Here is a 23,650-nt window from a genome sequence, read left to right on the forward strand (position 1 = left end):
TTTTTGATGAGTTCAGGCGCTGACCCGTGCTTCACTGGCCAGCCGTGCAATGGCCATGTCCAGCTCGTCCAGCGCGGTCATGGCCTTGGCGTCGTCCTGCTTGAGCAGGGTTTCGGCGCGTTGGCAGGCGGCGCGCAGTTGCGGTACGCCACAGTAGCGGGTGGCGCCGTGCAGGCGGTGGACGCGTTCGATCAGGGCCAGGTTGTCTTTGGCATCGCGGGCGACGTGAATGGCCTGACGGTCGGCTTCCAGGGAGGCCAGCAGCATGGCCAGCATGTCGGCCGCCAGATCGGTCTTGCCGGCGGCCAGGCGCAGGCCTTCCTCGTGGTCCAGCACCGGCAATTGCACGCCCGGGCCCAGGCCTTCGACGGCGCGCTCCGGCACCTGGTTGCGCAGGGCCAGGCCAGTCCATTTCAGCACCACCTGGGCCAGTTGCCGTTCGCTGATGGGTTTGGTCAGGTAATCGTCCATCCCGCTTTGCAGCAAGGCGCGCTTTTCGTTGGCCATGGCGTGGGCGGTGAGGGCAACCACCGGCAACGGCGTGCCATGGCGCTCGCTTTCCCACTGGCGGATCGCCTCGGTGCTCTGGCGTCCGTCCATGCCGGGCATTTGCACGTCCATCAGCACCAGGTCGAAGGTGTCCTGTTTCACCGCGTCGACCGCCGCGTAACCGCTTTCCACTGCACGTACCTGCGCGCCCATATCTTCCAGCAGGGTCTGTACCAACAGCAGGTTTGCCGGGTTGTCGTCGACACACAGCACACGCGGAGCACGGCTGGACAACGGCTCGCCCGGTTCACTGCGTGACGGCCGCGGGCTGATCAGGTCGGACAAGGCACGGCGTAGCTTGCGGGTACACGCCGGCTTGGCCTGCAACTGGCTGTTGGGGTTGGGTACCGACTCGTTGAACAGCATCTGTTCGGTGGTGGGGCACAGCACCAGCACTTTGCAACCCAGGTGTTCGAGGTCCCACAGGTGCTGGTTGAGGCGCTCGGGCGGAATATCGTTGGCGGTCACGCCGAGTACCGCCAGGTCGATAGCCTGCTCGGTCTGGTGGGCGCTGGTGATGCCGTTGGTCAGGCTTTCCAGGGTATTGAACGGCGTCACTTCCAGGCCACAGTCTTCCAATTGATGTTGCAGGGCCTGGCGCGCCAGTTCGTGATTTTCCAGCACCGCCACGCGATGGCCCAGCAGCGGCGCACAGGGCAGGTCTTCGACGTCGTCGCGGGTCTTGGGCAGGTTCAGGCTGATCCAGAATTCAGAGCCTTCGCCCGGCGTGCTGTCGACGCCGATTTCACCGCCCATTTGTTCGATCAGGCGCTTGGAAATCACCAGGCCCAGCCCCGTGCCGCCGGGTTGGCGCGACAATGAGTTATCGGCTTGGCTGAACGCCTGGAACAGCGCGCGCACATCCTGGCTGGACAGGCCGATGCCGGTGTCCTGCACGCTGATGCGCAGCTGCACGCTGTCTTCCTGCTCGTCCTCGACCATCGCCCGGGCCACGATGGTGCCTTCGCGGGTGAACTTGATCGCATTGCTGATCAGGTTGGTGAGGATCTGCTTGAGCCGCAGCGGGTCGCCCACCAGCGCCAGCGGCGTGTCGCGGTAGACCAGGCTCACCAATTCCAACTGCTTGGCATGGGCGGCGGGGGCGAGGATGGTGAGGGTGTCTTGCAGCAAATCCCGCAGGTTGAAGGGGATGCTGTCGAGGACCAGCTTGCCGGCCTCGATCTTCGAGAAGTCGAGGATCTCGTTGATGATGCCCAGCAGATTGTCGGCGGATTTTTCGATGGTGCCCAGGTAGTCCAGCTGGCGCGGGGTCAGTTCGCTTTTTTGCAGCAGGTGGGTAAAACCGAGGATGCCGTTGAGTGGCGTGCGGATTTCATGGCTCATGTTCGCCAGGAACTCGGACTTGATGCGACTGGCCTCCAGGGCTTCCTTGCGCGCCAGGTCCAGTTCGATGTTCTGGATTTCGATGGTTTCCAGGTTCTGGCGTACGTCTTCGGTGGCCTGGTCGATGCTGTGCTGCAATTCTTCCTGGGCGTTTTGCAGGGTTTCGGCCATGCGGTTGATGCCCGATGCGAGTTGATCCAGCTCCTGGCTGCCGAGTGCCGGCAGACGGGTTTCCAGGTTGCCGTCCTTGAGTTGGGCCACCGCTTGCTTGATCAGGCCAATCGGCGCGTTGATTGTACGGCTGATGCGCAGGGCCAGGGCTGCGGTGCAGATCAGGCCGATGGCAATCAGCAGCAGGCTGGCGAACAGGCTGCGATAGCCGCGCAGCAACATGCCATTGTGGGACAACTCCACCTCGACCCAACCGAGCAGGCGATCAGCTTCATCGGGGATCAAATCGCCCGCCAGGTTGCGATGGCGACCAAACACCGGCAGCAGGTAGCGCGTGGCGTCGTTGCCGGTGCGCTGCAGCAGGTGGGAACTGTTACCGACCGGCGGCTGGTTGAGCATGGTCGGGCCGGCGTGGGCCAGGGGCGTGCGGTCCGGCGCGAGGAACGCCACGGTGCGCACGTCCGTCTGTTCCAGGGATTGGGTGGCGATACGCTCCAGCAGGTCGGTGTTCCTGCTGCCCATGGCAGGGGCCACCAGGGGCGCCAGTTGCTCGGCGATCATTTCGCCGCGTTGCAGCAGTTGGGCCTGCAACTCCGAGAGCTGCATCCAGGTGAAGTAGCCCCCCAACAACAAGGCCATCAGGCTGGTCGGTAATAAGGTCAGCAACAGTACGCGGCCTTTTATCCCCATTCTTCTAAGCACGCCACTCTCCTGCTACCACACTGATATCAATCTTCCGCGCCGGCATCCGGCCCGCGCCACCTGCGCAGTGTAGCCATTTGCGCGGTCTGGAATCTTGCAAATTAATGACAGAGGGCAATCTTCGGGCCGGCGGACACCGTGTGGCGATTGCCTGCGGCGGGGTTATCTTGAATAATCAGTGATTGAGAATGACTTGCAGACGCTAATGAATCCCGCACCAGTTGGCCTACCCCGTATCCTGACAATTGAAGATGACCCCGTGCTGGGAGCCTATGTGCATGAGCATCTGGGGCGCTGTGGTTTCCAGGTCACCTGGTGCCATAACGGTCAGCAGGGCTTGGAGATGGCGCGCGATCAGGCATTCGACGTGGTGTTGATGGATATTCTGCTGCCGGGCCTGGATGGCTTGTCGATCCTCACCCATCTGCGCCAGAGCCATTCGGTTCCGGTGATCCTGATGTCGGCGCTGGGCGCTGAAACCGATCGCGTCAGCGGTTTTCGCCTGGGGGCCGATGATTACCTGCCCAAACCTTTCAGCATGGTTGAGCTGCGCGTGCGTATCGAAGCCATCCTGCGTCGGGTGGCGCTGGATCGGCGCCCGTTGCCGACGCTTGCGCCCGTGCGTGAGGATACCCGCACGCTGCGTTTCGACGATGAGCTGTGCGATGTTTTTCATCAGGGGCACTGGGCGGGCCTGACCCGCAGCGAATACCGACTGCTGGAAACCCTGCATCGCAACGGTGAAGAAGTCCTCAGCAAAGCGTTCCTCTACCAGCACGTGTTGCAACGGGGTTATGCGCCCCATGACCGCAGCCTCGACATGCACATCAGCCAGATCCGCCGCAAGCTCAAGGCCATCGGCTACAGCGAGCGTGAGGTACGCACGGTGTGGGGCAAGGGCTATGTGCTGAGCGGTCACGACGATGGGCTTTGAGGCATCGCTGAAACGACTGCCGGGCAGGCACTCGTTATTCTGGAAACTTGCCTGCCTGCTGATCGCCTTCTGTTTGCTGATGATCTGGCTCAGTTGGTCCTGGGGCCGGTACATGGAGCAAAAGAACGCCTACCTGTCCGACGAGGCCAGGATCACCTTGAGTGGTTATGCGGTCGGCGCTGAGCAGGCCTGGAACCAGGGTGGCAATGCCGGCGTTGATGCGTGGCTGCATGCAATGGGCAAGCGCGAAAGCACGTGGATCGGTGTGATCGGCAATGACTTGCAGTCGTTGAGCAGCTACCCGCTGACCCACACGGAAAGCCAGCGCCTGACCTTCCTGCGGGGCCTGGATTGGCCGGTCAGCCGCCACGTCAAGGGGTTGCCGTGGTTGAAGATTCCGTTTGCGGTGGATCCGGGCGCCGGTTCGCTGGTGATTGAACTGCCGCAGCGCTTTATGCCGGGGCGCTACCAACTGTTCTGGCGGGTGGTGACCAACGGTGTGATTCCCGGCCTCTTTACCTTGTTGCTGTGCATCGGCCTCTATCGTCTGCTGATCATGCCCCTCAACCAACTGCGCGAGCAGGCCAACGCATGGCGTGCCGATCAATTGAATACGCGGATGTCCCACGACGCCACCAGTCGTCAGGACGAATTGGGCGAGCTGGGGCGCGCGTTTGATCATATGTCCGAGCGCTTGCAGGGTACGGTGATGCTGCAACAGCAACTGTTAAGGGACATGTCCCATGAACTGCGCACGCCATTGAGCCGTTTGCGGGTGGCCTGTGACAGCGAGCAGGATCTTGCGCGCCTGCGTGAGCGGTTGGGGCGGGAGATCGACGCCATGCAGCGCCTGGTGGAAGACAGCCTGCAACTGGCCTGGCTGGATACCGAGCGGGCGCCGCTGCCCAAAGAAGATATTCAGGTGCAAGCGCTGTGGGACATGCTGCGCGAGAACGCGTGCTTTGAAAGCGACTGGCCAGCATCGCGACTGCCCTGCCTTCTGGGCGCTGACAGTTGGGTACGGGGCAACCTGAATGCCCTGGCCCAGGCCCTGGAGAATATCCTGCGCAACGCCATACGCCATTCCCCGGCGGATGGGGTTGTGTGCCTGGATGGATGCCGCGAGGGGGAGTATTGGCACCTTTGGTTGGAAGACCAGGGCGGGGGAATCGATGAGCAGGATCTGGAGCGAATCTTTGCACCGTTTACGCGGCTGGACGGCTCAAGGCCAGGCGATGGTGGCTTCGGGCTGGGCCTGAGCATCGCTCGCAATGCCGTGCAACGCCAGGACGGCAGCTTGTGGGCGGAAAATACCGGCCGGGGCTTGCGTGTGCACCTGCGGTTGCCGGCGCGATAGGTCTCAGCCTCGGCGCTGCTTGCGCTTTTTCCATTGGTGCGCGACCCACCAGCGCCAGTACCCCATGGTCAGGCAGTAGGCCAATGCGCCCAACACGACCCCCAACACCACCGAACCCAGCAGAAAGGGTTGCCACAGTGTGCTCAACTGGCCGCTGATCCATTCCCAGGTCAGGTCGTCGGGCAGGCTGCGCGGTGGCACATTCATCAGCCAGGCGCCGGTCATGTAGGTGCAGATGAACACCACGGGCATGGTGATCGGATTGGTCAGCCAGACCAGGCTGACGGCGATGGGCATGTTGCCGCGCACGATGATCGCCAGCACCGCCGCCAATAGCATCTGCAACGGAATCGGGATAAAAGCCGCGAACAAACCCACCGCCATGGCGCGTGCCACTGAGTGCCGATTCAGGTGCCAGAGGTTCGGGTCGTGCAGCAACGTGCCAAGAAACTGTAATGACTTGTGTTCCCTGATACTAGTGGGGTCGGGCATGTACCGTTTGAATAAGCGCCGAGGCATAAGGGGTCCAGGTCGGTTCGAGGGGCAAGTATGCCCGCATTCTATAAACAGAAAATTCAGACTTTGTGACAAAACATCATAGGACGTCCTGGGCCGTCGTCTAAGACTGAGTGGATCACTCGAAAAGGAGGGTTCATGAAGACAGGGATGTTCGCGCTCGCGCTGGGGCTGCTTGCCTTGCGCTTTCTACCGGCGTTGCCGCCGACGGGATGGCTGATAGCCATGCTGGTGCTGGCATTGATGCTATTGCCATTTCGTACGTCTCCACTGGCATTTTTCCTGCTGGGCTTGAGCTGGGCCTGCATCAGTGCGCAGTGGGCACTGGATGATCGGCTACGGCCGGTGCTGGATGGCCAGACGCGATGGCTGGAAGGCCGTGTAACCGGGTTACCGCAGCAGACAGAGACGGGCGTGCGTTTTGAGCTGGCCGACAGCCAGGCGCGCAACGCCCGGCTGCCCAAGCGTATACGTGTGTCCTGGCACGGCGGGCCGTCGGTACGCAGTGGCGAGCGCTGGCGTCTGGCCGTAACGCTGAAACGGCCTGCCGGGCTGCTCAACTTTCACGGTTTTGATCAGGAGGCCTGGCTGCTGGCCCGGCGCATTGGTGCCACCGGCTCGGTGAAGGATGGTGAGCGCCTGGCGCCGGCTCGGCATGCCTGGCGTGACACTGTCCGCCAACGTCTGATGGCGGTGGACGCCCAAGGCCGCGAGGCGGGCCTGGCAGCCTTGGTGCTGGGGGATGGCTCCGGGCTGGCGGCCGAAGACTGGCAGGTGTTGCAGGACACCGGTACGGTGCACCTGTTGGTGATTTCCGGCCAGCACATTGGTTTGTTGGCGGGGTTGATCTACGGGTTGGTCGCGCTACTTGCACGCTACGGCTGCTGGCCCCGCACCTGGCCGTGGCTGCCGTGGGCGTGTGGCCTGGCGTTTGCCGCCGCGCTGGGGTACGGCCTGCTGGCAGGGTTTGGCGTGCCGGTGCAACGGGCCTGCGTCATGGTGGGGCTGGTGCTGTTATGGCGTTTGCGCTTTCGTCATCTGGGGTTCTGGTGGCCGTTGTTGCTGGCACTCAATGGCGTGCTGATCCTGGAGCCACTAGCCAGTCTGCAACCCGGATTCTGGCTGTCCTTTATGGCTGTCGCGGTGCTGGTCGTGGGATTTGGTGGGCGGCTGGGGCCGTGGAGTGTCTGGCAGGCATGGACACGTCCTCAGTGCTTGATTGCCGTTGGTCTGTTTCCTGTGTTGCTGGTGCTCGGTTTGCCCGTCAGCGTGAGTGCGCCGCTGGCCAACCTGATTGCCGTGCCGTGGATCAGCCTGGTGGTGTTGCCACTGGCGTTGCTGGGGAGCGCATTGTTGTCGCTGCCGTATCTGGGGGAAGGCTTGTTGTGGCTGGCGGGTGGGGCGCTTGACGGGTTGTTCCGGGGCTTGGCATGGCTCGCTGGGCAAATGCCTGCCTGGATACCGGCCGAGGTGCCCTTGGGTTACTGGCTGATCAGCCTGGTCGGCGCGATGCTGTTATTGCTGCCCAAAGGCGTGCCGTTTCGGCCACTGGGCTGGCCGCTGCTGTTGTTGGCAGTGTTTCCACCCCGCGAGCCGGTGCCCCATGGGCGGCTGGAGGTGGTGCAACTGGATGTCGGGCAAGGTCTGGCCTTGATCCTGCGTACCCGCCATCACACGTTGCTCTACGATGCCGGCCCGCGTTCGGGGACGGTTGATCTCGGTGCCCGCGTGGTAGTGCCCGCGTTGAAAAAGCTCGGCGTCGGGACGCTGGATATGATGCTGCTGAGCCACGCCGACGCCGATCATGCCGGCGGGGCGTCGGCTGTTGCCCGAGGGTTGCCGATCCGGCGTGTCGTGGGCGGTGAAACCGAGGGCTTGCCCGCGTTTCTCGCAACCCAGCCCTGTGTCAGCGGTGAGCGATGGGTGTGGGACGGTGTGGCATTCGAGCTGTGGCAGTGGCCTGATGCGACGGATGGCAACCCCAAGTCCTGTGTTCTGCAGGTCCAGGCCAATGGTGAGCGCCTGCTGCTCACGGGGGATATTGATCGGGCTGCCGAGCGGGCATTTCTCGCCTCATCGTTGGCCGTGCGCACCGATTGGCTGCAATCCCCTCACCATGGCAGCCGCAGTTCGTCGTCATGGCCTTTTCTACAGCGGCTGTCACCCACGTCGGTGCTGATTTCTCGGGGGCGTGGCAATGCGTTCGGCCATCCTCACCCGCAGGTGGTGGAGCGCTACCAGCAACTGGGCAGCCAGATATACGACAGTGCCGAGCAGGGCGCGGTGCGTGTGCAACTAGGGGCTTTCCAGCCACCGACTGTTGCGCGTAGTCAACGCCGTTTTTGGCGCGAAACGTTACCCTGATCCAGCCTTACCAAAGACCGGCGCCTGGGACAGACGGGTCCATGGCCGACGAACCCCGCCGCCGAACCTATATGGTAAAGTGGCGCACTTTTTCGAGGGGACATTCACTGTGTGGGAATTGGTCAAATCTGGCGGCTGGATGATGTTGCCCATCATCTTGAGCTCCATCGCCGCACTCGGCATCGTTGCCGAACGTTTGTGGACCCTGCGCGCCAGTCGCGTTACCCCCGAGCATCTGCTGGGGCAGGTCTGGGGCTGGATCAAGAACAAGCAGCTGGACAAGGACAAACTCAAGGCACTGCGCGCCAACTCGCCGCTGGGTGAAATCCTCGCCGCCGGCCTGGCCAATTCAAAGCATGGTCGCGAGATCATGAAAGAGTGCATCGAAGAGGCCGCGGCCCGGGTCATCCATGAACTGGAGCGCTATATCAACGCCCTCGGCACCATCGCGGCCATGGCGCCGTTGCTCGGCTTGCTGGGGACGGTACTGGGCATGATCGATATTTTCAGCTCGTTCATGGGCTCGGGCATGACCACCAACGCGGCCGTACTGGCCGGGGGCATCTCCAAGGCCCTGATTACTACAGCGGCGGGCCTGATGGTCGGTATTCCTTCGGTGTTCTTCCACCGTTTCCTGCAGCGGCGCATCGATGAACTGGTGGTCGGTATGGAGCAGGAAGCCATCAAGCTGGTGGAAGTGGTGCAGGGCGACCGTGATGTGGACCTGGTTGGGGGCAAAGCGTGAAATTTCGCCGCAAGCAACGGGAAAATGTCGACATCAACCTGGCGTCGTTGATCGACGTGGTGTTTATCCTGCTGCTGTTTTTTGTCGTCACCACCACCTTCACACGGCAGACCGAACTGCGTGTCGATCTGCCGGAAGCCGTGAGTGGTTCGCCGGCAGAAGACCAGGAAGTCAAGCAACTGGACATCGCCATCAGCGCCGACGGGGCGTTTTCGGTGAATAACCAGTTGCTGGAGAAAAACGACCTTGCCAGCCTGATCGCCGCCTTGGAGAAAGAGTCCGGCGGCAATACCAAGATGCCGTTGTCCATCAGTGCCGATGGCAAGACCCAGCACCAGGCCGTGATCACGGCGATGGACGCTGCCGGCAAGCTCGGTTTCAGCCATCTGCGTATGAGCACTGTCGAGGCGGCGAGCCAACCCTGATGGCCATGTCCGATCGTTTGCTCAAGGCCTGGTACGAGGGCCATCCGGGGCTCGCGTTGTTGCGTCCGCTGGAATCGTTGTATCGCCGGGTGGTGCAACGCAAGCGCGCGCGGTTCCTGGCAGGAGAGGGCGAGATCTATCAATCGCCGGTGCCGGTGGTGGTGGTCGGTAATATCACCGTGGGCGGCACCGGCAAGACGCCGTTGATCCTGTGGTTGATCGAGCACTGCCGACGCAGTGGCCTGCGCGTCGGTGTGGTCAGTCGCGGCTATGGCGCCAAGCCACCGCAGTTGCCATGGCGCGTCGAGGCGAGCCACAGCGCCACGGTGGCGGGTGACGAGCCTTTGCTGATCGTGCAACGCTGCGGCGTGCCCCTGATGATCGATCCCGACCGCAGTCGTGCGGTGAAGGCCCTGCTCGCCAGCGAGGCCCTTGACCTGATCCTTTCCGACGACGGCCTGCAACACTACCGCCTGGCCCGTGACCTGGAACTGGTGCTGATCGACGCCGCCCGAGGCCTGGGCAATCGCCGTTGCCTGCCGGCCGGGCCATTGCGCGAACCGGTTGAGCGTTTGCACAGTGTTGATGCGCTGCTCTACAACGGTGCCGGCTCGGATCGCGACGATGGCTTTGCGTTTCGCCTGCAGCCCACCGCACTGGTCAACCTGCACAGTGGCGAGCGCAAGTCGGTGGCGTATTTTCCTGAGGGGCAGCAGGTACACGCGGTTGCCGGTATCGGCAACCCGCAACGTTTCTTCAACACCCTTGAAACGCTACACTGGCAGCCGATTCCCCATGCTTTTGCCGACCACGCGCCCTACAGCGCCGAGGTCTTGAATTTTACCCCGTCATTGCCACTGGTCATGACCGAGAAGGACGCGGTGAAGTGCCGCGCCTTTGCCCAGCCCGACTGGTGGTACCTTGCGGTGGATGCGGTGCCGTCGCCAGCGTTCGTCGCCTGGTTCGACACGCAGCTGATGCGCCTGCTGCCCGCCCGTCTTTTGCCTTAAACGCTGCTATCCAGGAAACACTCATGGACACCAAACTGCTCGACATCCTCGCTTGCCCGATCTGCAAAGGCCCGCTCAAGCTCAGCGCCGATAAAACCGAGCTGATCAGCAAGGGCGCCGGCCTGGCTTACCCGATCCGTGATGGCATCCCGGTGATGCTGGAAAGCGAAGCCCGCACCCTGACCACCGACGAGCGCCTGGATAAATGACCACAGCCTTTACCGTTGTCATTCCTTCCCGCTACGCCTCGACACGCCTGCCGGGCAAGCCGCTGCAACTGATCGGCAGCAAGCCGATGATCCAGCTGGTGTGGGAACAGGCCTGCAAAAGCAGCGCTGAGCGTGTCGTGGTGGCCACTGATGACCCGCGCATCATCGAAGCCTGCAAAGGGTTCGGCGCCGAAGCGGTGCTGACCCGTGAAGATCACAACTCCGGCACCGACCGCCTGGCCGAAGTGGCCACGCAGTTGGGCCTGGCGCCAGACGCCATCGTGGTCAATGTACAAGGCGACGAGCCGTTGATCCCGCCAGGCGTGATCGACCAGGTGGCCGCCAACCTGGCTGCCCATGGTGAAGCGCGTATGGCGACCCTGGCCGAGCCGATTGAAGACATCGACACCCTGTTCAACCCGAACGTGGTCAAGGTGGTCAGTGATGTCAACGGCCTGGCGCTGACCTTCAGCCGTTCGACCCTGCCCTGGGCGCGTGACGCCTTCGCCAGGAACCCTGACCTGCTGCCGGAAGGCGTGCCGTACCGTCGCCATATCGGTATCTACGCCTATCGTGCCGGTTTTCTGCATGACTTCGTGAGTTGGGGCCCGTGCTGGTTGGAAAATACCGAATCCCTGGAGCAACTCCGAGCCCTCTGGCACGGCGTACGTATCCACGTGGGGGACGCCCTGGAAGCACCGCCTGCGGGTGTCGATACCCCGGAAGATCTTGAGCGCGTCCGTCGCCTGTTGGGGGCCTGATGGAGGTTCTGTTTGTCTGCCTGGGCAATATCTGCCGCTCGCCCACCGCTGAGGGCGTACTGCGCCATAAATTGCGCGAAGCCGGGTTGGCGGGGCAGGTCGGCGTAGCGTCCGCCGGCACCGGCGAATGGCATGTCGGCAACCCGCCGGACCAGCGCAGCCAACGTGCGGCGCTGGTACGCGGCTACGATTTGTCGGCCCAGCGTGCCCAGCAGGTCTCCCGCGCCGACTTTGCGCGCTACGACCTGATCCTGGCCATGGACAACAGCAATCTGCGCAATCTCAAGGCCCTGCAGCCCGGCCAGGGCAAGGCGGAGCTGGACCTGTTCCTGCGCCGCTATGACGCTGAAGTGGACGAGGTGCCAGATCCCTACTACGAGGGCGAACAAGGCTTCGAACGGGTCCTGGACCTGATTGAGCAGGCGTGTGATTTATTGGTGATCGAATTGAAGGGGCGTTTATGACCTTGCAAGTGCTGGCGCAGGTGTCGCTCAAGCCATTCAACAGCTTTGGCATTGATGTGCGTGCCCAATTCTTCGCCGAGGCTCGCAGTGATGCCGATGTGCGCGAGGCACTGGCCTATGCGTCGACCCAGGCGTTGCCCTTGCTGGTGATCGGCGGTGGCAGCAACTTGCTGCTGACCCAGGACATTCCTGCCCTGGTGTTGCGCATGGCCACCCAAGGCATTCGTGTGTTGCAGGATGATGGCGTGCAGGTGGTGGTCGAAGCCGAAGCAGGCGAAGGCTGGCACCCGTTCGTACTGTGGACCCTGGAACAGGGCTTCTGCGGCCTGGAAAACCTCAGTCTGATCCCCGGCACCGTCGGTGCTGCCCCCATGCAGAACATCGGCGCCTACGGCGTGGAGATCAAGGACGTCTTTGCCGGCTTGACCGCTCTGGACCGCCAGACGGGCGAACTGCGCGACTTCAGCCTGGAAGAATGCAACTTTGCCTACCGTGACAGCCTGTTCAAGCACGAAACCGGACGCTGGCTGATCCTGCGGGTACGCTTCGCCCTGAGCCGCGTCAGCCACCTCAAGCTCGACTACGGCCCAGTGCAGCAGCGCCTGGCGGGGCAGGGCATTACCGAGGCGACACCGAGCGATGTCAGTCGCGCGATTTGCAGCATCCGTAGCGAAAAATTGCCCGACCCGGCAGTGCTTGGCAATGCTGGCAGCTTCTTCAAGAACCCGCTGGTGTCCAAGGCCCTGGCTGAAGAGTTACAGGCGCTGTATCCGGACCTGGTTGCCTACCCCCAGGCGGATGGACAGATGAAGCTGGCCGCTGGCTGGCTGATCGACAAGGCCGGCTGGAAGGGCTTTCGTGACGGCGATGCCGGCGTGCATGCCCTGCAGGCGCTGGTGCTGGTCAACTATGGCGGCGCCACAGGGCACGATATTGCCAACCTGGCCCTGCGTATCCAGCGGGACATCGCCCAGCGTTTCAAGGTCGAGCTGGAAATGGAACCCAACCAGTACTAATGCAGTGAAAACAAAAATGCCCCGCATCTTTCGATACGGGGCATTTTTTATGCAGCGAGTAAATCAGTCGTCGCGGCTCATGATGCCGAAGATCTGCAACAGGCTGATAAACAGGTTGTAGATCGACACATACAGGCTGACGGTCGCCATGATGTAGTTGCGTTCACCGCCGTGGATGATGGCGCTGGTCTGGAACAGGATGCACACGGAGGAGAACAGCACAAAACCCGCGCTGATCGCCAGTTGCAGGCCGCTGATCTGGAAGAACATGCCCGCAACCACCGCCGCCAGCAACACGAAGAAGCCTGCGGTGATGAAACCACCCAGGAAGCTCATGTCCTTGCGGGTGATCAGCACGTAGGCCGACAGACCACCAAACACCAGGGCTGTCATGGCAAACGCCGAGCTGACCACTTCCGCACCACCGGCCATGCCGAGGTAACGGTTGAGGATCGGGCCGAGGATAAAGCCCATGAAACCGGTCAAGGCAAACGCCGACACCAGGCCCCAGGCCGAGTCACGCAGCTTGTTGGTCAGGAAGAACAGGCCGTAGAAACCGATCAGTACGACGAAGATATTCGGGTAGCCGACGTGCATCTGCTGGGCCACGAACGCCATTACGCCGCTGAATGCGAGGGTAAGGGCGAGCAGGCCATAGGTGTTGCGCAACACGCGGCTGACTTCAAGCTGCTCAGCCTGCGCGTTACCATTCACTGCGTAATTCTGTTCGCGCATGGCGACACTCCTTCGGTTTTGAAACGTTCAGTCGCAAAGATCATAACAGACGCTCTGTAACAAGCTATGGCGAGAGTTTGACAGTGTGTTTCATTCGGGTATTATGGCGCCCGCTGAGACAGGATGGGCTACCATAATCCTGTGACGCACAAGGGAAATTGGCAGAGTGGTTGAATGCACCGGTCTTGAAAACCGGCGAACGTTAATAGCGTTCCCAGGGTTCGAATCCCTGGTTTCCCGCCAAGATTCAAACGAAAGCCCCGCACTAGCGGGGCTTTTGTGTTTCTGGGGTTTGGATAGATAACGCCGGTTTTGAATAGGCGTTCCGAAACTTTCGGGTAGGAGTTCCGAAACTTTGCCTATTTTGATGGTTTAGCAGTGGCGCCAATCCTCCTGTAAACTCGTTTGGTGATCTCCTGTTTGCTATGAGTCCCAGCAGTAGGCTTGCGTCGCCAATATCGATGATTTCCGATACCGCCTTGGGTCGGATGTCACGAAACTGAAACCCTCCAATCTTTGCTGCAAGCATAGGTTCGCCCTGATCCAGCGCCTTCTCCCTTGCCTTGTCCCAGCGCAGGCGCAACATGCCTTTCGTCATCCTTTTTCCGTACCAGCCAGGCTTCAAATACAGTAAGGCTGAAGTGATGCTGCTCAACCTGTGTCAGCCCGGCGAGTACACCGATGATCTTTTCGCTATTTCGCAGCCTGCCGAGTCCACCCGAGTAATGACGGCGCTGGACGACATCAATGGTCGATGAGGCAGGGGAACGCTGCGTTCAGCCAGCGTGCCCAGCAACCCAGTTTGGGCTATGCGCAGGGAGATGATGAGCCGAAGCTACATGATCAAGCTAGATCAGCTTTGGTCGATTACATGCAAATAACGGAAGCTTTCGGCTTGATTGAGCCTAGCTTCATGCCTTCTTGCGGGAACGGACCGCTTTCGGCCCAGAGTGTGTAAAAACGCTTCGCAAAAATTGAAGTGTGCGCGTCTACGTTAAATCTGAAATTTATTGGCCCGTCAGCCAGATGTGGATTTCGCATAGAAGCGCGATTTCCAGTCCGATTATGAGTACCTGTCACGCTGAAAAACGTTTTTACACAGCCTCGGCCAGAAGCAGCCACTGGACAGGCCTGTTGTCAGTCGCTAAGACCTGGCGGCTTCGATGAAACCAACAAAGATTTTGCCTGTATGAATCCCTCAAACGTGGGAGACAATGGTAACGGTGTGCGTGTAGGGAATTTAGAAGACGGTAGGCGAGCTCTTGCTCGTCCCAATAACGGCGGCGGTCGGCCAACCATCGAAATACAACGACCTGCCGTAAAGAGAGCCAGTGATCAGATACATTACGATTAAAGAATGCTGACATGAATACACAAATATTCCGCCCATGGAGTGAATTAGGCTTGCCTGCTTTAGGTAGAGCAACCTTCGAACGAATTGCCTATGACAGCGGCATGCGCGTTCACCTTAAAGAATCAGGAGTTGCAGTTAGAAGACTCTATTTAGACTTTATTCAACTCCCCGCCGCAATACGCGTAGCAAACGAGAGCATGAGGCTTGTTTCGTTACAGCTGATTCCCAGGGAAATCGAAACCTCATTATTTTTAGTCGAGAGTTGAGATTTTTAGCATGGCTACATAATGATATCGCTTGATATTTATAAAGATGATCCGATTTTTCATTTGGCAATTGTCACAGATGAGTGGATAGACATTATTTGCAATGAAAAACCAGTGCTTGTGATTGAGGGCTGATAAGCTTCAGAGGCCCAGATTTGAATGACATTGATGGGACGACCTGCATTCTTGATGCAGAAGCTGGCAGGGCGGCGCAATGGCCGAGATCGACCGCGTGACGAGTTGCGGACGGACATAGAAATTGCGGCCGATCTGGTCGAGGAGTTTAAAAAGACGTCGGCACTCAGAACATGGGGTTGGATGTGCATCGCTGTTGGCACACCCCAGGTAGCGCCCCCCGTAGCGCTGTTGTAGCCTTCCCATCATTCGCTAGGCAAGTGGTCAAGTCCAATGTAAATGCCTGGTCACGTCCAATGCAAACGACTGATCAATTCGAATGCAAATGGGGGGGCAAGTGGAGTGCAATTTCCCAGTTGGAGCTGATTGAAAACTGACCCATTACTTTTGGACATCAGCCGCTTTTTCTAAGACGGCCTGTAACATCTGCTCCGGTGATTGTTCCTTGTTGAAGAAGCTCGGTGACAATTTATCAGAGTCGTTTTCAGTCGATTGCCTGAGAAGGGCGAGCGGCCCCGATTGTCCTAACTGCTCTTGGTAAAGACTTTTTATATTGTCCCTAAAGGCATCAGGGTATGCCGCTTTCTCGACCCTTGGAAGATCATCGAAATAGTCCATGATGCCTTTGAAGATTTCACTGTTGTCACCGCCGTTCGTTATATTGGCGTACAACTTGGAAAAATATGTTTCATCCTGCTTACTAAGCTCCCCATAAGCGGCATATCGTTCTGCATCTGTATAGGTTCCTGAATCATCATAAACAATATTGCTTAGCCCGTTTCGGGCCATACCTTCAAATGGGTTTGGAAGTTTTTCGGGGGGGAGTTTAGAAAGCCCAATTGCGTAATCTAGTGACTGCTGACCTAACGCCAAACGGGTAGGGTCGTCTGTTTTGGGAAGGAGATCCTCATTATTAAGATTCCCGCCAGCAATCCGCTGCCCGAAATTGTACATATCGCTCTGACCTTTTGCATATTGTCCTTTTAAATCACTATTGGACATAGATGCTTGTTTATCATCAGCGTTACTTAATGCGTACAGTGCCCGTGCAGAATCGGAGATTGTGACGGTCTCCGTCGTCTTGAAGGCGGCATCCCCTGAAGGTAAATTTACAGGGTTGGACGAAGGAAGCTTCTCTTGTGTAGAAATCTTTGCCTGTGTACTTGCTTGATACGATTTAATCGAAATATCCATGGTGATACTCCATACGCTGAAGATAGCTCGAGTGCTATCTTCAGCTAGGGTTCCTATACAAATGCCGGATTATTTGATTTCAAATTCGACAGTATAGTTATAGGGAGGCGCCGATTGAATTGCTGTGATATTTGCATTGCAAGTAGCGTTATCGGAACCAGTGCTAGTGCCCATTTTAGTCCAGCTAGGAGCTTTAGTCGTTGGATTGACTTGGTGGCTTGCTGCAAAACGACATTTCTTATTACCTGAAGTATAGACGAACCGCATTCCTGAAACCGTATCCGCGACACTGGTCAGGGCAAATGTTGTCGTTGCAGACGGCAGAATCGTACTTGGGTGGGGCTACACTCCCTGAAAAGTACTCGAAAATGTGCGCGGCTGGATCGGTCGTAGAGTTCTTCACCTTCACGGTGACGATTGTGCCTGCTTGGGCAGATGCAATCATAGAGGCGAATAGAGTTGCTGCCCCGAACAGTTTAGCGAATCTCATAAATATCCCTTTAATTTTGATAATCACTATAACTCTTGTCCTTCCGCGTTTCGGTAAGCACCTTAACTACAAGTGCCTTTTTGATGCAAAAGGATAGTAGCTTTAGGTCATACATCCATGACGCGAAAGCATTTTCCCTCGTCTTGTATAGAAAAGACAGCAAGACTCAACCTCTATAGCGGCAGGTAACCAGAATTCTTTAAACCAAGAGTTGCTGTTTTTGACACATCGGATGGATAAAGAATTCACAACCTGCAGGAACTAACACATATCCAGCCTGCAGCCCTTCAATTTCAATAGCTTGCGCAGTGGTTCTGGTTGCCGCTACCAGCTATCACCATAGCCATAGTACAGCTCAAGCAAACAGCAATTTTTGAGTCACGCATTCCTTGCAGGAATGCGCCACATAAAATTAATGAATTTTTATTATTGCTGCGTCTGGCGTAGCTTGATTTCAGGACATGGAGAACCGCATTGAAATCATCCCCTCTCGACTCAGCTGAAAAATTTGATACCTCACGAGCTAATGAGTACGGACGACAGAGCCGTATTGCGCTAGCTGGATATGACGCCTGCCAAGACTTGGCCGCGTGCATGCTGGCGGCAAGCCTGGGCAATACAAGTTCGGCAAAAATACTGGTCGTTGGCGCTGGCGGTACGGCGCAGGAGATTATTGCGATGGCCAAGCTTGAACCGAGTTGGCGCTTCACGGCCGTTGACCCATCCGAGCCGATGCTGGAGGCAGCGAAGCAGCAGTTAGAGGCAAACAACTTGCTTGAAAGAACGGCCATGCATCTTGGGCAAGTTGAAGACCTGGCAGCAGACGAGTTATACGACGCAGCGACCTTGATCGGTGTACTCCATCATCTCGATGGAGATGACGCCAAGCGACAAATTTTACGATCCATTCGGGCTCATCTAAAACCGGGTGCACCGCTGATTGTCGCCGGGAATCAATACGCTTATGCCAGCCAGCCGTTACTGCTTGCGGCCTGGGGGCAGCGGTGGCGGCAGCATGGAGCCAGCGCGGATGAAGTGAAGGTCAAGCTTGGGAAAATCCTTCAAGGCGCTGATCCTCCACATTCCGAGGCGGCGGTTCAAAAACTCTTGCATGACGCCGGGTTTGGAGACGCTACCCGTTTCTTCAGCAGCCTTTTCTGGGGGGCGTGGTTGTCGTGCAAAGTGGTCTGAACATGGTCACGAATGACTGCTTTTGGCCGGAGCAGCCGCTCATGACGGACAACTGTCGGCCAGGAGCGGCCATTTAAAGGTGTCTACGAGTCTAGGGACGATTTAATTGGTCGATAAAAACCCTTTGAGTCCTCCCTTAATCTTTAAATTAAAGCCAGGTAGCGGAAGCTAAAGTTATCAGCAAAGTAATAGCGAACACGACAGTCCAGATACAAACCGTCTTGAAATGCGGCCTATAATGCGACTGTTCTATATGTCGGATTTCAGATGGCGTGTAGTTCCCGTCACTAGCGGCATAGGCAGCCGTTTTACGCCATCTTTCGGCGGCTTTAGGATTATTCTTTTCGATCACGAACCTACTGAATTTCCAGCATGCACAGAAAGCTGAAAGGGTGGATGCGATCAGCGCGCCAAAAACGATTAACTCATTAAATTCCATGCTATTTCCCGTTGTATTTGCGCGATGGAGAAATACGAGCTAAGTCGCCATCTTATAGATGGCGTCTGTGAGAATTCAGAATGTCGTTCGAAACCTCATTGTCGATCTCGATCTGATCCAGGAGTTTTCTCTCTGCCGCATTAGGCAATTTGTACCGATAAATCACATCAGTAACGTCTTTGATCTCTGAAATACTCCGCTCAGCGTTAACGGTTGCCTCGACCAACTGCTCCAAGTAAGCCGTAGTCAATTCGAACCTCTCTCTGCATTGGTCAGCACTTATGTCGTGAAGAGCTACGGAGGTCTGAATAAGGGACGAAAAGCCGGCCTTGGCTTGGGAAACCTTGAAGAGGATTCCAATAGTAAAGATGCATATCACCGCCAGGAGAGTAGCAATGATTACGAGCAAAATTTCAATCATGGGAATTCTTTGCCAATTGTCATGAAAGCGATCACGGCCCCCTGTTATTGCCAAAGCCCGTACTGCGGCGTTCTTGCGCGCCACTTCCTTCGCCACGCTCTGCATCGCGCTGCAGCTCACTCAGGTAGTCCGCTTGCGCGGCTGCCAATGCAGCCTCTGCTTGTTTTACGGTTTGACTCATGATTCGTTCTCTTCGTTAGTGTCTCAGCATTGGGTCTGGGCGGGAGAATCTTAGGGCATTTTTAGGGCAAAACGCTGACCACTGTTCTTCGCGCAAAAAACCAACCCAGTGCCGCGAACTATGTGAACCCGTCCGCATTAACCCCTACGCACAAGGAACGATGTTAATTAGCCTTGTTCCAACCTGCTGTGCCAAGCCTGCCCAATGGGGGCACGGCTCAATCGGCTCTGCGTAAACCGCGGCGCGCGCTACCCATTACAAGGACGTAAGCTTTATGCAGTCATCCCCCTCCCAAACGCCTTTCGCCACCGGCGAACTGATCGCCAGTTTCCGTCACGGCAAGGGTTTTCTGATTTTCAGTTTGATAGTTGGCGTTGTGTTGTTAGGTCTCGCCTGGTTTGTGTTGTATCTGGGCACGATCCTGCCACCGGGCAACGAGGGGCCGGTCAGTCTCCAAACGTCCCGTGGCATGGCCTTCAGTTTCAGTAACCCACATACCTTGATCTACGCCACCAGCGCTTTGCTGGCCGTTCTCGGGCTTGTTGTATTTGCCGCTTACGCCTGGCACAGGAAACTGCGTGCGCCGCGCTACGCAGTGTATGAGCACGGCATCGAGCGCATCATCAACGATCAGCGGGAATACACCGCCTTTGCCGAGATTGACGACCTGTATCTGTTTGGCTCCGGGCAAACCGTGCTGACCGGCATGATCACCAACGTGGCCTACCGTCGTAATGCCTCCGAGCCGTTTCATCGAGTGATCGAGAGCCTCAAGGGCTTTCACGACTTCCAGGAGTTGGTTCGTGAGTTGCACGTACGCGCACGTCTGCGGGAGGTGATGGCGACGCTGGAGTCGGGCGGGGCGGTCAGGTTCAATTGCATCAGCTCCGGGCAGGTCTGGGGCAAGCGCGTCAGCGGCAACTTCCTCAAAATCACCACGACGCCGATTGTGGTGAGCCAGGATTTCCTCGAATACCAGGGGCGCAAGGTGCCAATGTCGTCGCTGTGTACCGTCGACCTCAATGCCTGGACTGAAAAGGTGGTGATCAAAGACGAGAGCGGCAAACCCGTGTTGTCGACCATCGCCACCGGTATTCTGAGCCACGACCTCTTCCTCAATACACTCGATGCAGTGTTTGCGACTGAAGAGCAAGCACGCGAGCCGGTTTGAGCCATCGTGTCATTTATGAGGATTAAACGATGATCTATCGCGGAGCAGGCTGGCTGACGCTGTTTACACCGGTAGCCATGGTGTTGTTGCTGATGGGGTTATGGCCCGACCCCAGCGTCAAACCCGGCAATACCTCACTGATGCAACTGTTGATGGGCCTGGGGATTGGCTCGGGCATCAACACCGTGCTGGGCTTTGTCCTGAACCGGCAGGTGCATGAAGATGGCGTGCGCCATCACTTCTTTTTCATGCCCATGCAGTGGCCGGCGCTGGCGATCATGATTGTCTGCACGGTGATTGCCCTGCTCAAGTAAGGCTACCGACCGCTCGGCAAGCTGTTCGAGGCTGACACGGTAGTTGGTGTAAGTTTCCCCGTCGGTCACGTAGGCGGGCGTCCAACTAACGGTTTGAGGGGCGATGCGACGGTTCCTGACTTTTTGCGCATCATTGAATGGCTGCATACGCGACTGTCTTCCCGGTGGGCGGGGTGGGATTAAGATGATGGGCCTCAAATAAAGGGCGAGGCCGACCCCCGCCGCACTCGCAGCTGATGTTGAAAGCCGTGCCGAATGGCTCAGCAGAACAACTGAGCCACCGAAAGCAGGCATATCATCTGGACAAAAATCTGAGCTCGAATGGGATGTTTCATCTGCGCTACCCTCCTGTACAGCTGCGGGGGGAAGTGCCGTACGCGATGTAGATCCTCCCTGGATCGCCAACAACACTCGCAACTGTTCCATTGAGTATAGGCCCTGAAACGAATCTTTCACGATTGGGCCGATTCAGCCCTCGGCAGGCTCTGTTTACAACTATCTACCCAGCCCATCGCACTTTTTTTCATTTCTCCAATCTATCTTTGTCCCAGCCCTGCCGATTTCCCGCGCGGGCGAAAGAACCAGATCGGGTGCCGATGGCTCGCACGTTACTTTTATTCAAGACTCGACGAGTGCGTCGGCCACTGTGGCTGGCCGTGGTGTTAATGCTCTGCGCCAGTGGCTGCACCCAACAGCAGGGCCGGGACATAGCCAAGCAGTTCAGCAACGGCAAACCTGATGAGTTCTTCCAGACCAGTGTCGATCGCATGGCGACTCTGGGCATGCGCGACAACTTGCAAAGCCTGTATTTGCTCATGAACAAGCTCTATCTGCGCAACCCCAACCAGTGGCGCCAGTCGGGTTATCCGGATGCGGTGAGCGCTGCGCGGGAGATCCGCCTGGCCATTGAGCAGCGCCGCTCATTGCCCGCACTCGGGGAGCGTCGCGACCTGGCGGCGCTGAGTTACTCCTTGAGCCCTGAGTTTCAGGGCGATCGGGTCGGGGCGTTTATCTATGCCATCGGCAGCATGATCGTGACCGCCCACGGTGGGCGTACCGAGTTCTACATTACCGACTCGATCAACCCGCAGTTCGTCAGCAACGCCGCGCGCAATATCGAGAAGGCCACCTGGCTGCTCAGCAAGCGCCAGGATGCAAACGGTGTCCTGCTCCTGTTTTCCAACGAGATATCGGAGGAGGGCAGCAACCTGAGTTTCGCCGTCGAGTTCGGCAAGATTGTTGCGCGCCTTGACCTGTTGACCCAGATGCTCGACGAACGCTACCGCCGTATTGGGCTTAACTATGCCCAAAGCCTGTTGTTGATGAATTTCCTGCCGGTGCAGTAATTGGGTTGTTCGGTATGCTGTTTCTCCTTTGGACGTAGGAATCTGCCTATCTTGCATCCCGATGCTTGAAACACCTGTCTATGCACAATAGCCTCGGATTTTTCTGAAAAAACGAGGCCCTACCTTGGGTAAGCGAAAAACGGCTTGGCCGACGGACCGCGAAATACGCCTGCGCTTTATCCTCTTCGCTGTGATCGACGCCGCGAGCGTTCAGGGCGTTCCCTCCGAGTTGTTACTGCCCGCGCATAAACTGCTGCGAGACTCGCCGACAGAGGCGCAGTTGCTCACCGCTCTGGGTGAAATTCTTGCCGCTGATGAAATGCATGGGTTCAGGCTACCACCAGGGTCGGAGGCCGATGAATTGATGCAGTCGCTGGAAAAGCCCGACGGCTAGCGTCATCCGTTAGACCGTTTATTTCCTTAAGATTGGACGAGATTCCTCAATCGAATATCCATGACGTCTATAACCGCCAGGTAACGGATGTAAGTAACGCAATAGCGTCCTAATCACTGTTATCACGCCAAATACAGCTGTTTTGTTCGACTAAGCGTGCCTGGGAACATCCATTCCTGCTGCTCTGCCGGCGTCTTGCGCAGCCCTCCGGCCTCTCTAGAATCGGCGCCATAACCTAGCCATTTCCTGTCGATTACGGAGTTTCGAACATGATGAACGCAATGCAGATGCCGATGAACACCTCCATGCCAATGATGCCGATGATGGGCATGCCGATGATGATGGCCACCATGAAATGCGAAATGGCCGCTGACGCCATGATGTGCACCATGAAGCCGGCAGCCGGCATGGACATGGCTCAGTTCAAGACCAATGCCGAAATGATGGCGATGATGATGAACTGCGGCATGCCGATGATGATGCAGTGCGCCAATATGTCGATGATGTGCATGTCGGCCGACGCCATGGCCATGATGACCGGCATGAACATGATGCCGATGATGGGCATGCCGATGCCCCTGATGAAGTGCATCATGGAATGCACCATGATGACCGATGGCATGCTGTGCAAAATAATGCCGATGCCGGGCATGAGCATGGACATGATGAACAACTGCTGCATGCTCATGAACAAAATGATGAAAGACTGCGCCATGCCCATGATGATGAGCTGCAACGGCATGCCGATGATGTGCTGCACCTGCTGACAGGTCCCGCGCCGTAAAAAACGCCCCGATAAGTCGGGGCGTTTTTTTGCGTGATTAATCCAGCCGCTCTGGGTAGGTGATCACCAGGAACGCCACGGCTTCGCTGTCCGCCGGATTGCGGTAGCGGTGGGGCTGGTCGGCGTAGAACAGGATTGAATCGCCGGTGGACAGCAAGTAGCGTTCGTCATTGACGCTGACTTCCAGCACACCTTGGGCCACCACCAGGTTTTCCTGGATGCCCGGCCCGTGGCCTTTGGACACTTCCTCCCCAAGCGCCCGCAGGCGAATCTCATAGAACTCGGACTGGCGCGCCGTATCGTAGGGAAACAGCGCCCGGCTGATAAACGCGCCATCGGCACTCACCAGGCGTTTGCTCTGCTGCGCCGGCAACACTTCAACCCCTTCGAACGCGCGATCTTCCAGGAACGCCGCCACCGACACCTTCAGACCCTTGGCAATTTTGCACAACACCTTGATCGACGGCACGCTGCGCCCGGATTCGACCTGCGCCAGCATCGCCCGGCTCACGCCGCAGGCGCGTGCCAGGGCATCCAGTGACAAGTGTCGTTTGCTGCGCAGGCGTTGCAGGTTATGCGCCACGCACAAACTGATCACATCGTCATCGGTGTTGGGTTTGGGCAGCGGTTCGGGCGGTTCGGGAATCACATGCAGGAAATTCATCGGC

At 57.9% G+C, this 23,650-nt stretch carries 24 protein-coding genes, 1 tRNA gene and 2 pseudogenes; 19 read left to right on the top strand and 8 right to left on the bottom strand.

Annotated elements, in window-relative coordinates; translation table 11 throughout:
* Positions 1 to 12: 12 nt before the first annotated feature.
* Positions 13 to 2,766 carry a response regulator gene (locus tag ACHPFG_RS12185; protein WP_431702659.1) on the bottom strand — a complete coding sequence of 918 codons (2,754 nt, stop codon included), beginning with the start codon at positions 2,764 to 2,766 and terminating at the stop codon, positions 13 to 15.
* A gap of 205 nt (positions 2,767 to 2,971) precedes the next feature.
* Between ACHPFG_RS12185 and ACHPFG_RS12190 the strand changes: the two genes are divergently transcribed.
* Together ACHPFG_RS12190 and ACHPFG_RS12195 are read left to right on the top strand one after the other, a co-directional pair.
* Complete coding sequence (locus ACHPFG_RS12190) at positions 2,972 to 3,700, top strand: response regulator transcription factor (protein WP_431702661.1); 729 nt, start codon at positions 2,972 to 2,974, stop codon at positions 3,698 to 3,700.
* Positions 3,690 to 5,057, top strand: coding sequence for a histidine kinase sensor domain-containing protein (locus ACHPFG_RS12195; RefSeq protein WP_431702663.1), 1,368 nt, complete (start codon positions 3,690 to 3,692; stop codon positions 5,055 to 5,057). Before ACHPFG_RS12190 ends, ACHPFG_RS12195 begins: the two co-directional genes overlap by 11 nt.
* Before the next feature lie 3 nt (positions 5,058 to 5,060).
* Here the strand turns inward: ACHPFG_RS12195 and ACHPFG_RS12200 are convergent, their stop codons facing one another.
* Positions 5,061 to 5,576: a DUF2062 domain-containing protein gene (locus ACHPFG_RS12200; RefSeq protein WP_131698034.1), complete on the bottom strand. Its 516-nt coding sequence runs from the start codon at positions 5,574 to 5,576 to the stop codon at positions 5,061 to 5,063.
* A gap of 135 nt (positions 5,577 to 5,711) precedes the next feature.
* Here ACHPFG_RS12200 and ACHPFG_RS12205 point away from each other — a divergent pair, with 135 nt between their 5' ends.
* The 8 genes from ACHPFG_RS12205 to murB all read left to right on the top strand — a co-directional run bounded on the left by ACHPFG_RS12205 (position 5,712) and on the right by murB (position 12,567).
* Positions 5,712 to 7,937, top strand: coding sequence for a DNA internalization-related competence protein ComEC/Rec2 (locus tag ACHPFG_RS12205; RefSeq protein WP_431702666.1), 2,226 nt, complete (start codon positions 5,712 to 5,714; stop codon positions 7,935 to 7,937).
* A gap of 109 nt (positions 7,938 to 8,046) precedes the next feature.
* Positions 8,047 to 8,682, top strand: a complete 636-nt coding sequence (locus ACHPFG_RS12210) for a MotA/TolQ/ExbB proton channel family protein (protein ID WP_431702668.1) — start codon at positions 8,047 to 8,049, stop codon at positions 8,680 to 8,682.
* The gene (locus ACHPFG_RS12215; RefSeq protein WP_431702670.1) at positions 8,679 to 9,107 is read left to right on the top strand and encodes an ExbD/TolR family protein; all 429 of its coding nucleotides are present in this window, start codon (positions 8,679 to 8,681) and stop codon (positions 9,105 to 9,107) included. The genes ACHPFG_RS12210 and ACHPFG_RS12215 overlap by 4 nt, the downstream gene beginning before the upstream one ends.
* On the top strand, positions 9,107 to 10,117 hold the full coding sequence (lpxK, locus tag ACHPFG_RS12220; RefSeq protein WP_431702672.1) for a tetraacyldisaccharide 4'-kinase: 1,011 nt from the start codon (positions 9,107 to 9,109) through the stop codon (positions 10,115 to 10,117). Before ACHPFG_RS12215 ends, lpxK begins: the two co-directional genes overlap by 1 nt.
* Positions 10,118 to 10,140: 23 nt before the next feature.
* Positions 10,141 to 10,326 (top strand): Trm112 family protein, encoded by a 186-nt coding sequence (locus tag ACHPFG_RS12225; protein ID WP_003174668.1) that lies wholly within the window; start codon positions 10,141 to 10,143, stop codon positions 10,324 to 10,326.
* Entirely contained in the window at positions 10,323 to 11,087 is a 765-nt protein-coding gene (gene kdsB, locus ACHPFG_RS12230; RefSeq protein ID WP_065927093.1) for a 3-deoxy-manno-octulosonate cytidylyltransferase, read from the top strand. Before ACHPFG_RS12225 ends, kdsB begins: the two co-directional genes overlap by 4 nt.
* Positions 11,087 to 11,551, top strand: coding sequence for a low molecular weight protein-tyrosine-phosphatase (locus ACHPFG_RS12235; protein WP_431702675.1), 465 nt, complete (start codon positions 11,087 to 11,089; stop codon positions 11,549 to 11,551). Before kdsB ends, ACHPFG_RS12235 begins: the two co-directional genes overlap by 1 nt.
* Positions 11,548 to 12,567, top strand: a complete 1,020-nt coding sequence (murB, locus tag ACHPFG_RS12240; RefSeq protein ID WP_431702677.1) for a UDP-N-acetylmuramate dehydrogenase — start codon at positions 11,548 to 11,550, stop codon at positions 12,565 to 12,567. Before ACHPFG_RS12235 ends, murB begins: the two co-directional genes overlap by 4 nt.
* A gap of 63 nt (positions 12,568 to 12,630) precedes the next feature.
* Here the strand turns inward: murB and ACHPFG_RS12245 are convergent, their stop codons facing one another.
* Positions 12,631 to 13,302, bottom strand: a complete 672-nt coding sequence (locus tag ACHPFG_RS12245) for a Bax inhibitor-1/YccA family protein (RefSeq protein WP_048728419.1) — start codon at positions 13,300 to 13,302, stop codon at positions 12,631 to 12,633.
* Between the two features lie 152 nt (positions 13,303 to 13,454).
* Here ACHPFG_RS12245 and ACHPFG_RS12250 point away from each other — a divergent pair.
* Positions 13,455 to 13,545: transfer RNA gene (locus ACHPFG_RS12250), tRNA-Ser, on the top strand.
* 116 nt (positions 13,546 to 13,661) lie between these two features.
* On the opposite strand, the pseudogene ACHPFG_RS12255 reads toward ACHPFG_RS12250, so the two are convergent.
* Positions 13,662 to 13,912: pseudogene (locus ACHPFG_RS12255) on the bottom strand (integrase); the annotation flags it as partial.
* Here ACHPFG_RS12255 and ACHPFG_RS12260 point away from each other — a divergent pair.
* Both ACHPFG_RS12260 and ACHPFG_RS12265 read left to right on the top strand, forming a co-directional pair.
* A pseudogene (locus ACHPFG_RS12260) lies at positions 13,911 to 14,183 on the top strand (DUF4113 domain-containing protein); the annotation flags it as partial. The pseudogenes ACHPFG_RS12255 and ACHPFG_RS12260 sit on opposite strands and share 2 nt — an antisense overlap.
* Before the next feature lie 484 nt (positions 14,184 to 14,667).
* Positions 14,668 to 14,922, top strand: a complete 255-nt coding sequence (locus ACHPFG_RS12265; RefSeq protein ID WP_431702679.1) for a hypothetical protein — start codon at positions 14,668 to 14,670, stop codon at positions 14,920 to 14,922.
* 516 nt (positions 14,923 to 15,438) lie between these two features.
* Here ACHPFG_RS12265 and ACHPFG_RS12270 read toward each other — a convergent pair.
* Positions 15,439 to 16,251, bottom strand: coding sequence for a hypothetical protein (locus tag ACHPFG_RS12270; protein ID WP_431702681.1), 813 nt, complete (start codon positions 16,249 to 16,251; stop codon positions 15,439 to 15,441).
* A 964-nt stretch (positions 16,252 to 17,215) separates the two neighbouring features.
* On the opposite strand from ACHPFG_RS12270, the gene ACHPFG_RS12275 reads away from it, so the two are divergent.
* Entirely contained in the window at positions 17,216 to 17,932 is a 717-nt protein-coding gene (locus ACHPFG_RS12275; RefSeq protein WP_431702683.1) for a class I SAM-dependent methyltransferase, read from the top strand.
* A 148-nt stretch (positions 17,933 to 18,080) separates the two neighbouring features.
* Here the strand turns inward: ACHPFG_RS12275 and ACHPFG_RS12280 are convergent, their stop codons facing one another.
* Together ACHPFG_RS12280 and ACHPFG_RS12285 are read right to left on the bottom strand one after the other, a co-directional pair.
* Positions 18,081 to 18,371 (bottom strand): hypothetical protein, encoded by a 291-nt coding sequence (locus ACHPFG_RS12280; RefSeq protein ID WP_431702685.1) that lies wholly within the window; start codon positions 18,369 to 18,371, stop codon positions 18,081 to 18,083.
* Between the two features lie 52 nt (positions 18,372 to 18,423).
* Positions 18,424 to 18,897 carry a hypothetical protein gene (locus tag ACHPFG_RS12285; RefSeq protein ID WP_431702687.1) on the bottom strand — a complete coding sequence of 158 codons (474 nt, stop codon included), beginning with the start codon at positions 18,895 to 18,897 and terminating at the stop codon, positions 18,424 to 18,426.
* Between the two features lie 350 nt (positions 18,898 to 19,247).
* On the opposite strand from ACHPFG_RS12285, the gene ACHPFG_RS12290 reads away from it, so the two are divergent.
* The 5 genes from ACHPFG_RS12290 (at position 19,248) to ACHPFG_RS12310 (ending at position 22,965) form a co-directional block, all read left to right on the top strand.
* Complete coding sequence (locus ACHPFG_RS12290; RefSeq protein WP_431702689.1) at positions 19,248 to 20,144, top strand: hypothetical protein; 897 nt, start codon at positions 19,248 to 19,250, stop codon at positions 20,142 to 20,144.
* Between the two features lie 29 nt (positions 20,145 to 20,173).
* Positions 20,174 to 20,458 (top strand): hypothetical protein, encoded by a 285-nt coding sequence (locus ACHPFG_RS12295; protein WP_431702691.1) that lies wholly within the window; start codon positions 20,174 to 20,176, stop codon positions 20,456 to 20,458.
* 596 nt (positions 20,459 to 21,054) lie between these two features.
* The gene (locus ACHPFG_RS12300) at positions 21,055 to 21,804 is read left to right on the top strand and encodes a hypothetical protein (RefSeq protein WP_065941790.1); all 750 of its coding nucleotides are present in this window, start codon (positions 21,055 to 21,057) and stop codon (positions 21,802 to 21,804) included.
* A gap of 124 nt (positions 21,805 to 21,928) precedes the next feature.
* Positions 21,929 to 22,198, top strand: coding sequence for a hypothetical protein (locus ACHPFG_RS12305; protein WP_431702693.1), 270 nt, complete (start codon positions 21,929 to 21,931; stop codon positions 22,196 to 22,198).
* A 269-nt stretch (positions 22,199 to 22,467) separates the two neighbouring features.
* Entirely contained in the window at positions 22,468 to 22,965 is a 498-nt protein-coding gene (locus tag ACHPFG_RS12310; RefSeq protein ID WP_431702695.1) for a hypothetical protein, read from the top strand.
* A gap of 54 nt (positions 22,966 to 23,019) precedes the next feature.
* On the opposite strand, the gene ACHPFG_RS12315 is transcribed toward ACHPFG_RS12310, so the two are convergent.
* Entirely contained in the window at positions 23,020 to 23,646 is a 627-nt protein-coding gene (locus tag ACHPFG_RS12315; RefSeq protein ID WP_431702697.1) for a helix-turn-helix domain-containing protein, read from the bottom strand.
* Positions 23,647 to 23,650 lie beyond the last annotated feature (4 nt).

It is taken from the genome of Pseudomonas sp. BR20 (assembly GCF_050780135.1).
Classification (GTDB): Bacteria; Pseudomonadota; Gammaproteobacteria; order Pseudomonadales; family Pseudomonadaceae; genus Aquipseudomonas.

Excerpts from the sequence above, each read along its gene's own strand:
- ACHPFG_RS12190 (WP_431702661.1), top strand. The coding sequence starts at position 2,972 with ATGAATCCCGCACCAGTTGGCCTACCCCGTATCCTGACAATTGAAGAT.
- ACHPFG_RS12195 (WP_431702663.1), top strand. The coding sequence starts at position 3,690 with ATGGGCTTTGAGGCATCGCTGAAACGACTGCCGGGCAGGCACTCGTTA.
- ACHPFG_RS12200 (WP_131698034.1), bottom strand. The coding sequence starts at position 5,576 with ATGCCTCGGCGCTTATTCAAACGGTACATGCCCGACCCCACTAGTATC.
- ACHPFG_RS12205 (WP_431702666.1), top strand. The coding sequence starts at position 5,712 with ATGAAGACAGGGATGTTCGCGCTCGCGCTGGGGCTGCTTGCCTTGCGC.
- lpxK (WP_431702672.1), top strand. The coding sequence starts at position 9,107 with ATGGCCATGTCCGATCGTTTGCTCAAGGCCTGGTACGAGGGCCATCCG.
- ACHPFG_RS12225 (WP_003174668.1), top strand. The coding sequence starts at position 10,141 with ATGGACACCAAACTGCTCGACATCCTCGCTTGCCCGATCTGCAAAGGC.
- kdsB (WP_065927093.1), top strand. The coding sequence starts at position 10,323 with ATGACCACAGCCTTTACCGTTGTCATTCCTTCCCGCTACGCCTCGACA.
- ACHPFG_RS12235 (WP_431702675.1), top strand. The coding sequence starts at position 11,087 with ATGGAGGTTCTGTTTGTCTGCCTGGGCAATATCTGCCGCTCGCCCACC.
- murB (WP_431702677.1), top strand. The coding sequence starts at position 11,548 with ATGACCTTGCAAGTGCTGGCGCAGGTGTCGCTCAAGCCATTCAACAGC.
- ACHPFG_RS12245 (WP_048728419.1), bottom strand. The coding sequence starts at position 13,302 with ATGCGCGAACAGAATTACGCAGTGAATGGTAACGCGCAGGCTGAGCAG.
- ACHPFG_RS12265 (WP_431702679.1), top strand. The coding sequence starts at position 14,668 with ATGAATACACAAATATTCCGCCCATGGAGTGAATTAGGCTTGCCTGCT.
- ACHPFG_RS12270 (WP_431702681.1), bottom strand. The coding sequence starts at position 16,251 with ATGGATATTTCGATTAAATCGTATCAAGCAAGTACACAGGCAAAGATT.
- ACHPFG_RS12280 (WP_431702685.1), bottom strand. The coding sequence starts at position 18,371 with ATGGAATTTAATGAGTTAATCGTTTTTGGCGCGCTGATCGCATCCACC.
- ACHPFG_RS12285 (WP_431702687.1), bottom strand. The coding sequence starts at position 18,897 with ATGCAGAGCGTGGCGAAGGAAGTGGCGCGCAAGAACGCCGCAGTACGG.
- ACHPFG_RS12290 (WP_431702689.1), top strand. The coding sequence starts at position 19,248 with ATGCAGTCATCCCCCTCCCAAACGCCTTTCGCCACCGGCGAACTGATC.
- ACHPFG_RS12295 (WP_431702691.1), top strand. The coding sequence starts at position 20,174 with ATGATCTATCGCGGAGCAGGCTGGCTGACGCTGTTTACACCGGTAGCC.
- ACHPFG_RS12300 (WP_065941790.1), top strand. The coding sequence starts at position 21,055 with ATGGCTCGCACGTTACTTTTATTCAAGACTCGACGAGTGCGTCGGCCA.
- ACHPFG_RS12310 (WP_431702695.1), top strand. The coding sequence starts at position 22,468 with ATGATGAACGCAATGCAGATGCCGATGAACACCTCCATGCCAATGATG.
- ACHPFG_RS12315 (WP_431702697.1), bottom strand. The coding sequence starts at position 23,646 with ATGAATTTCCTGCATGTGATTCCCGAACCGCCCGAACCGCTGCCCAAA.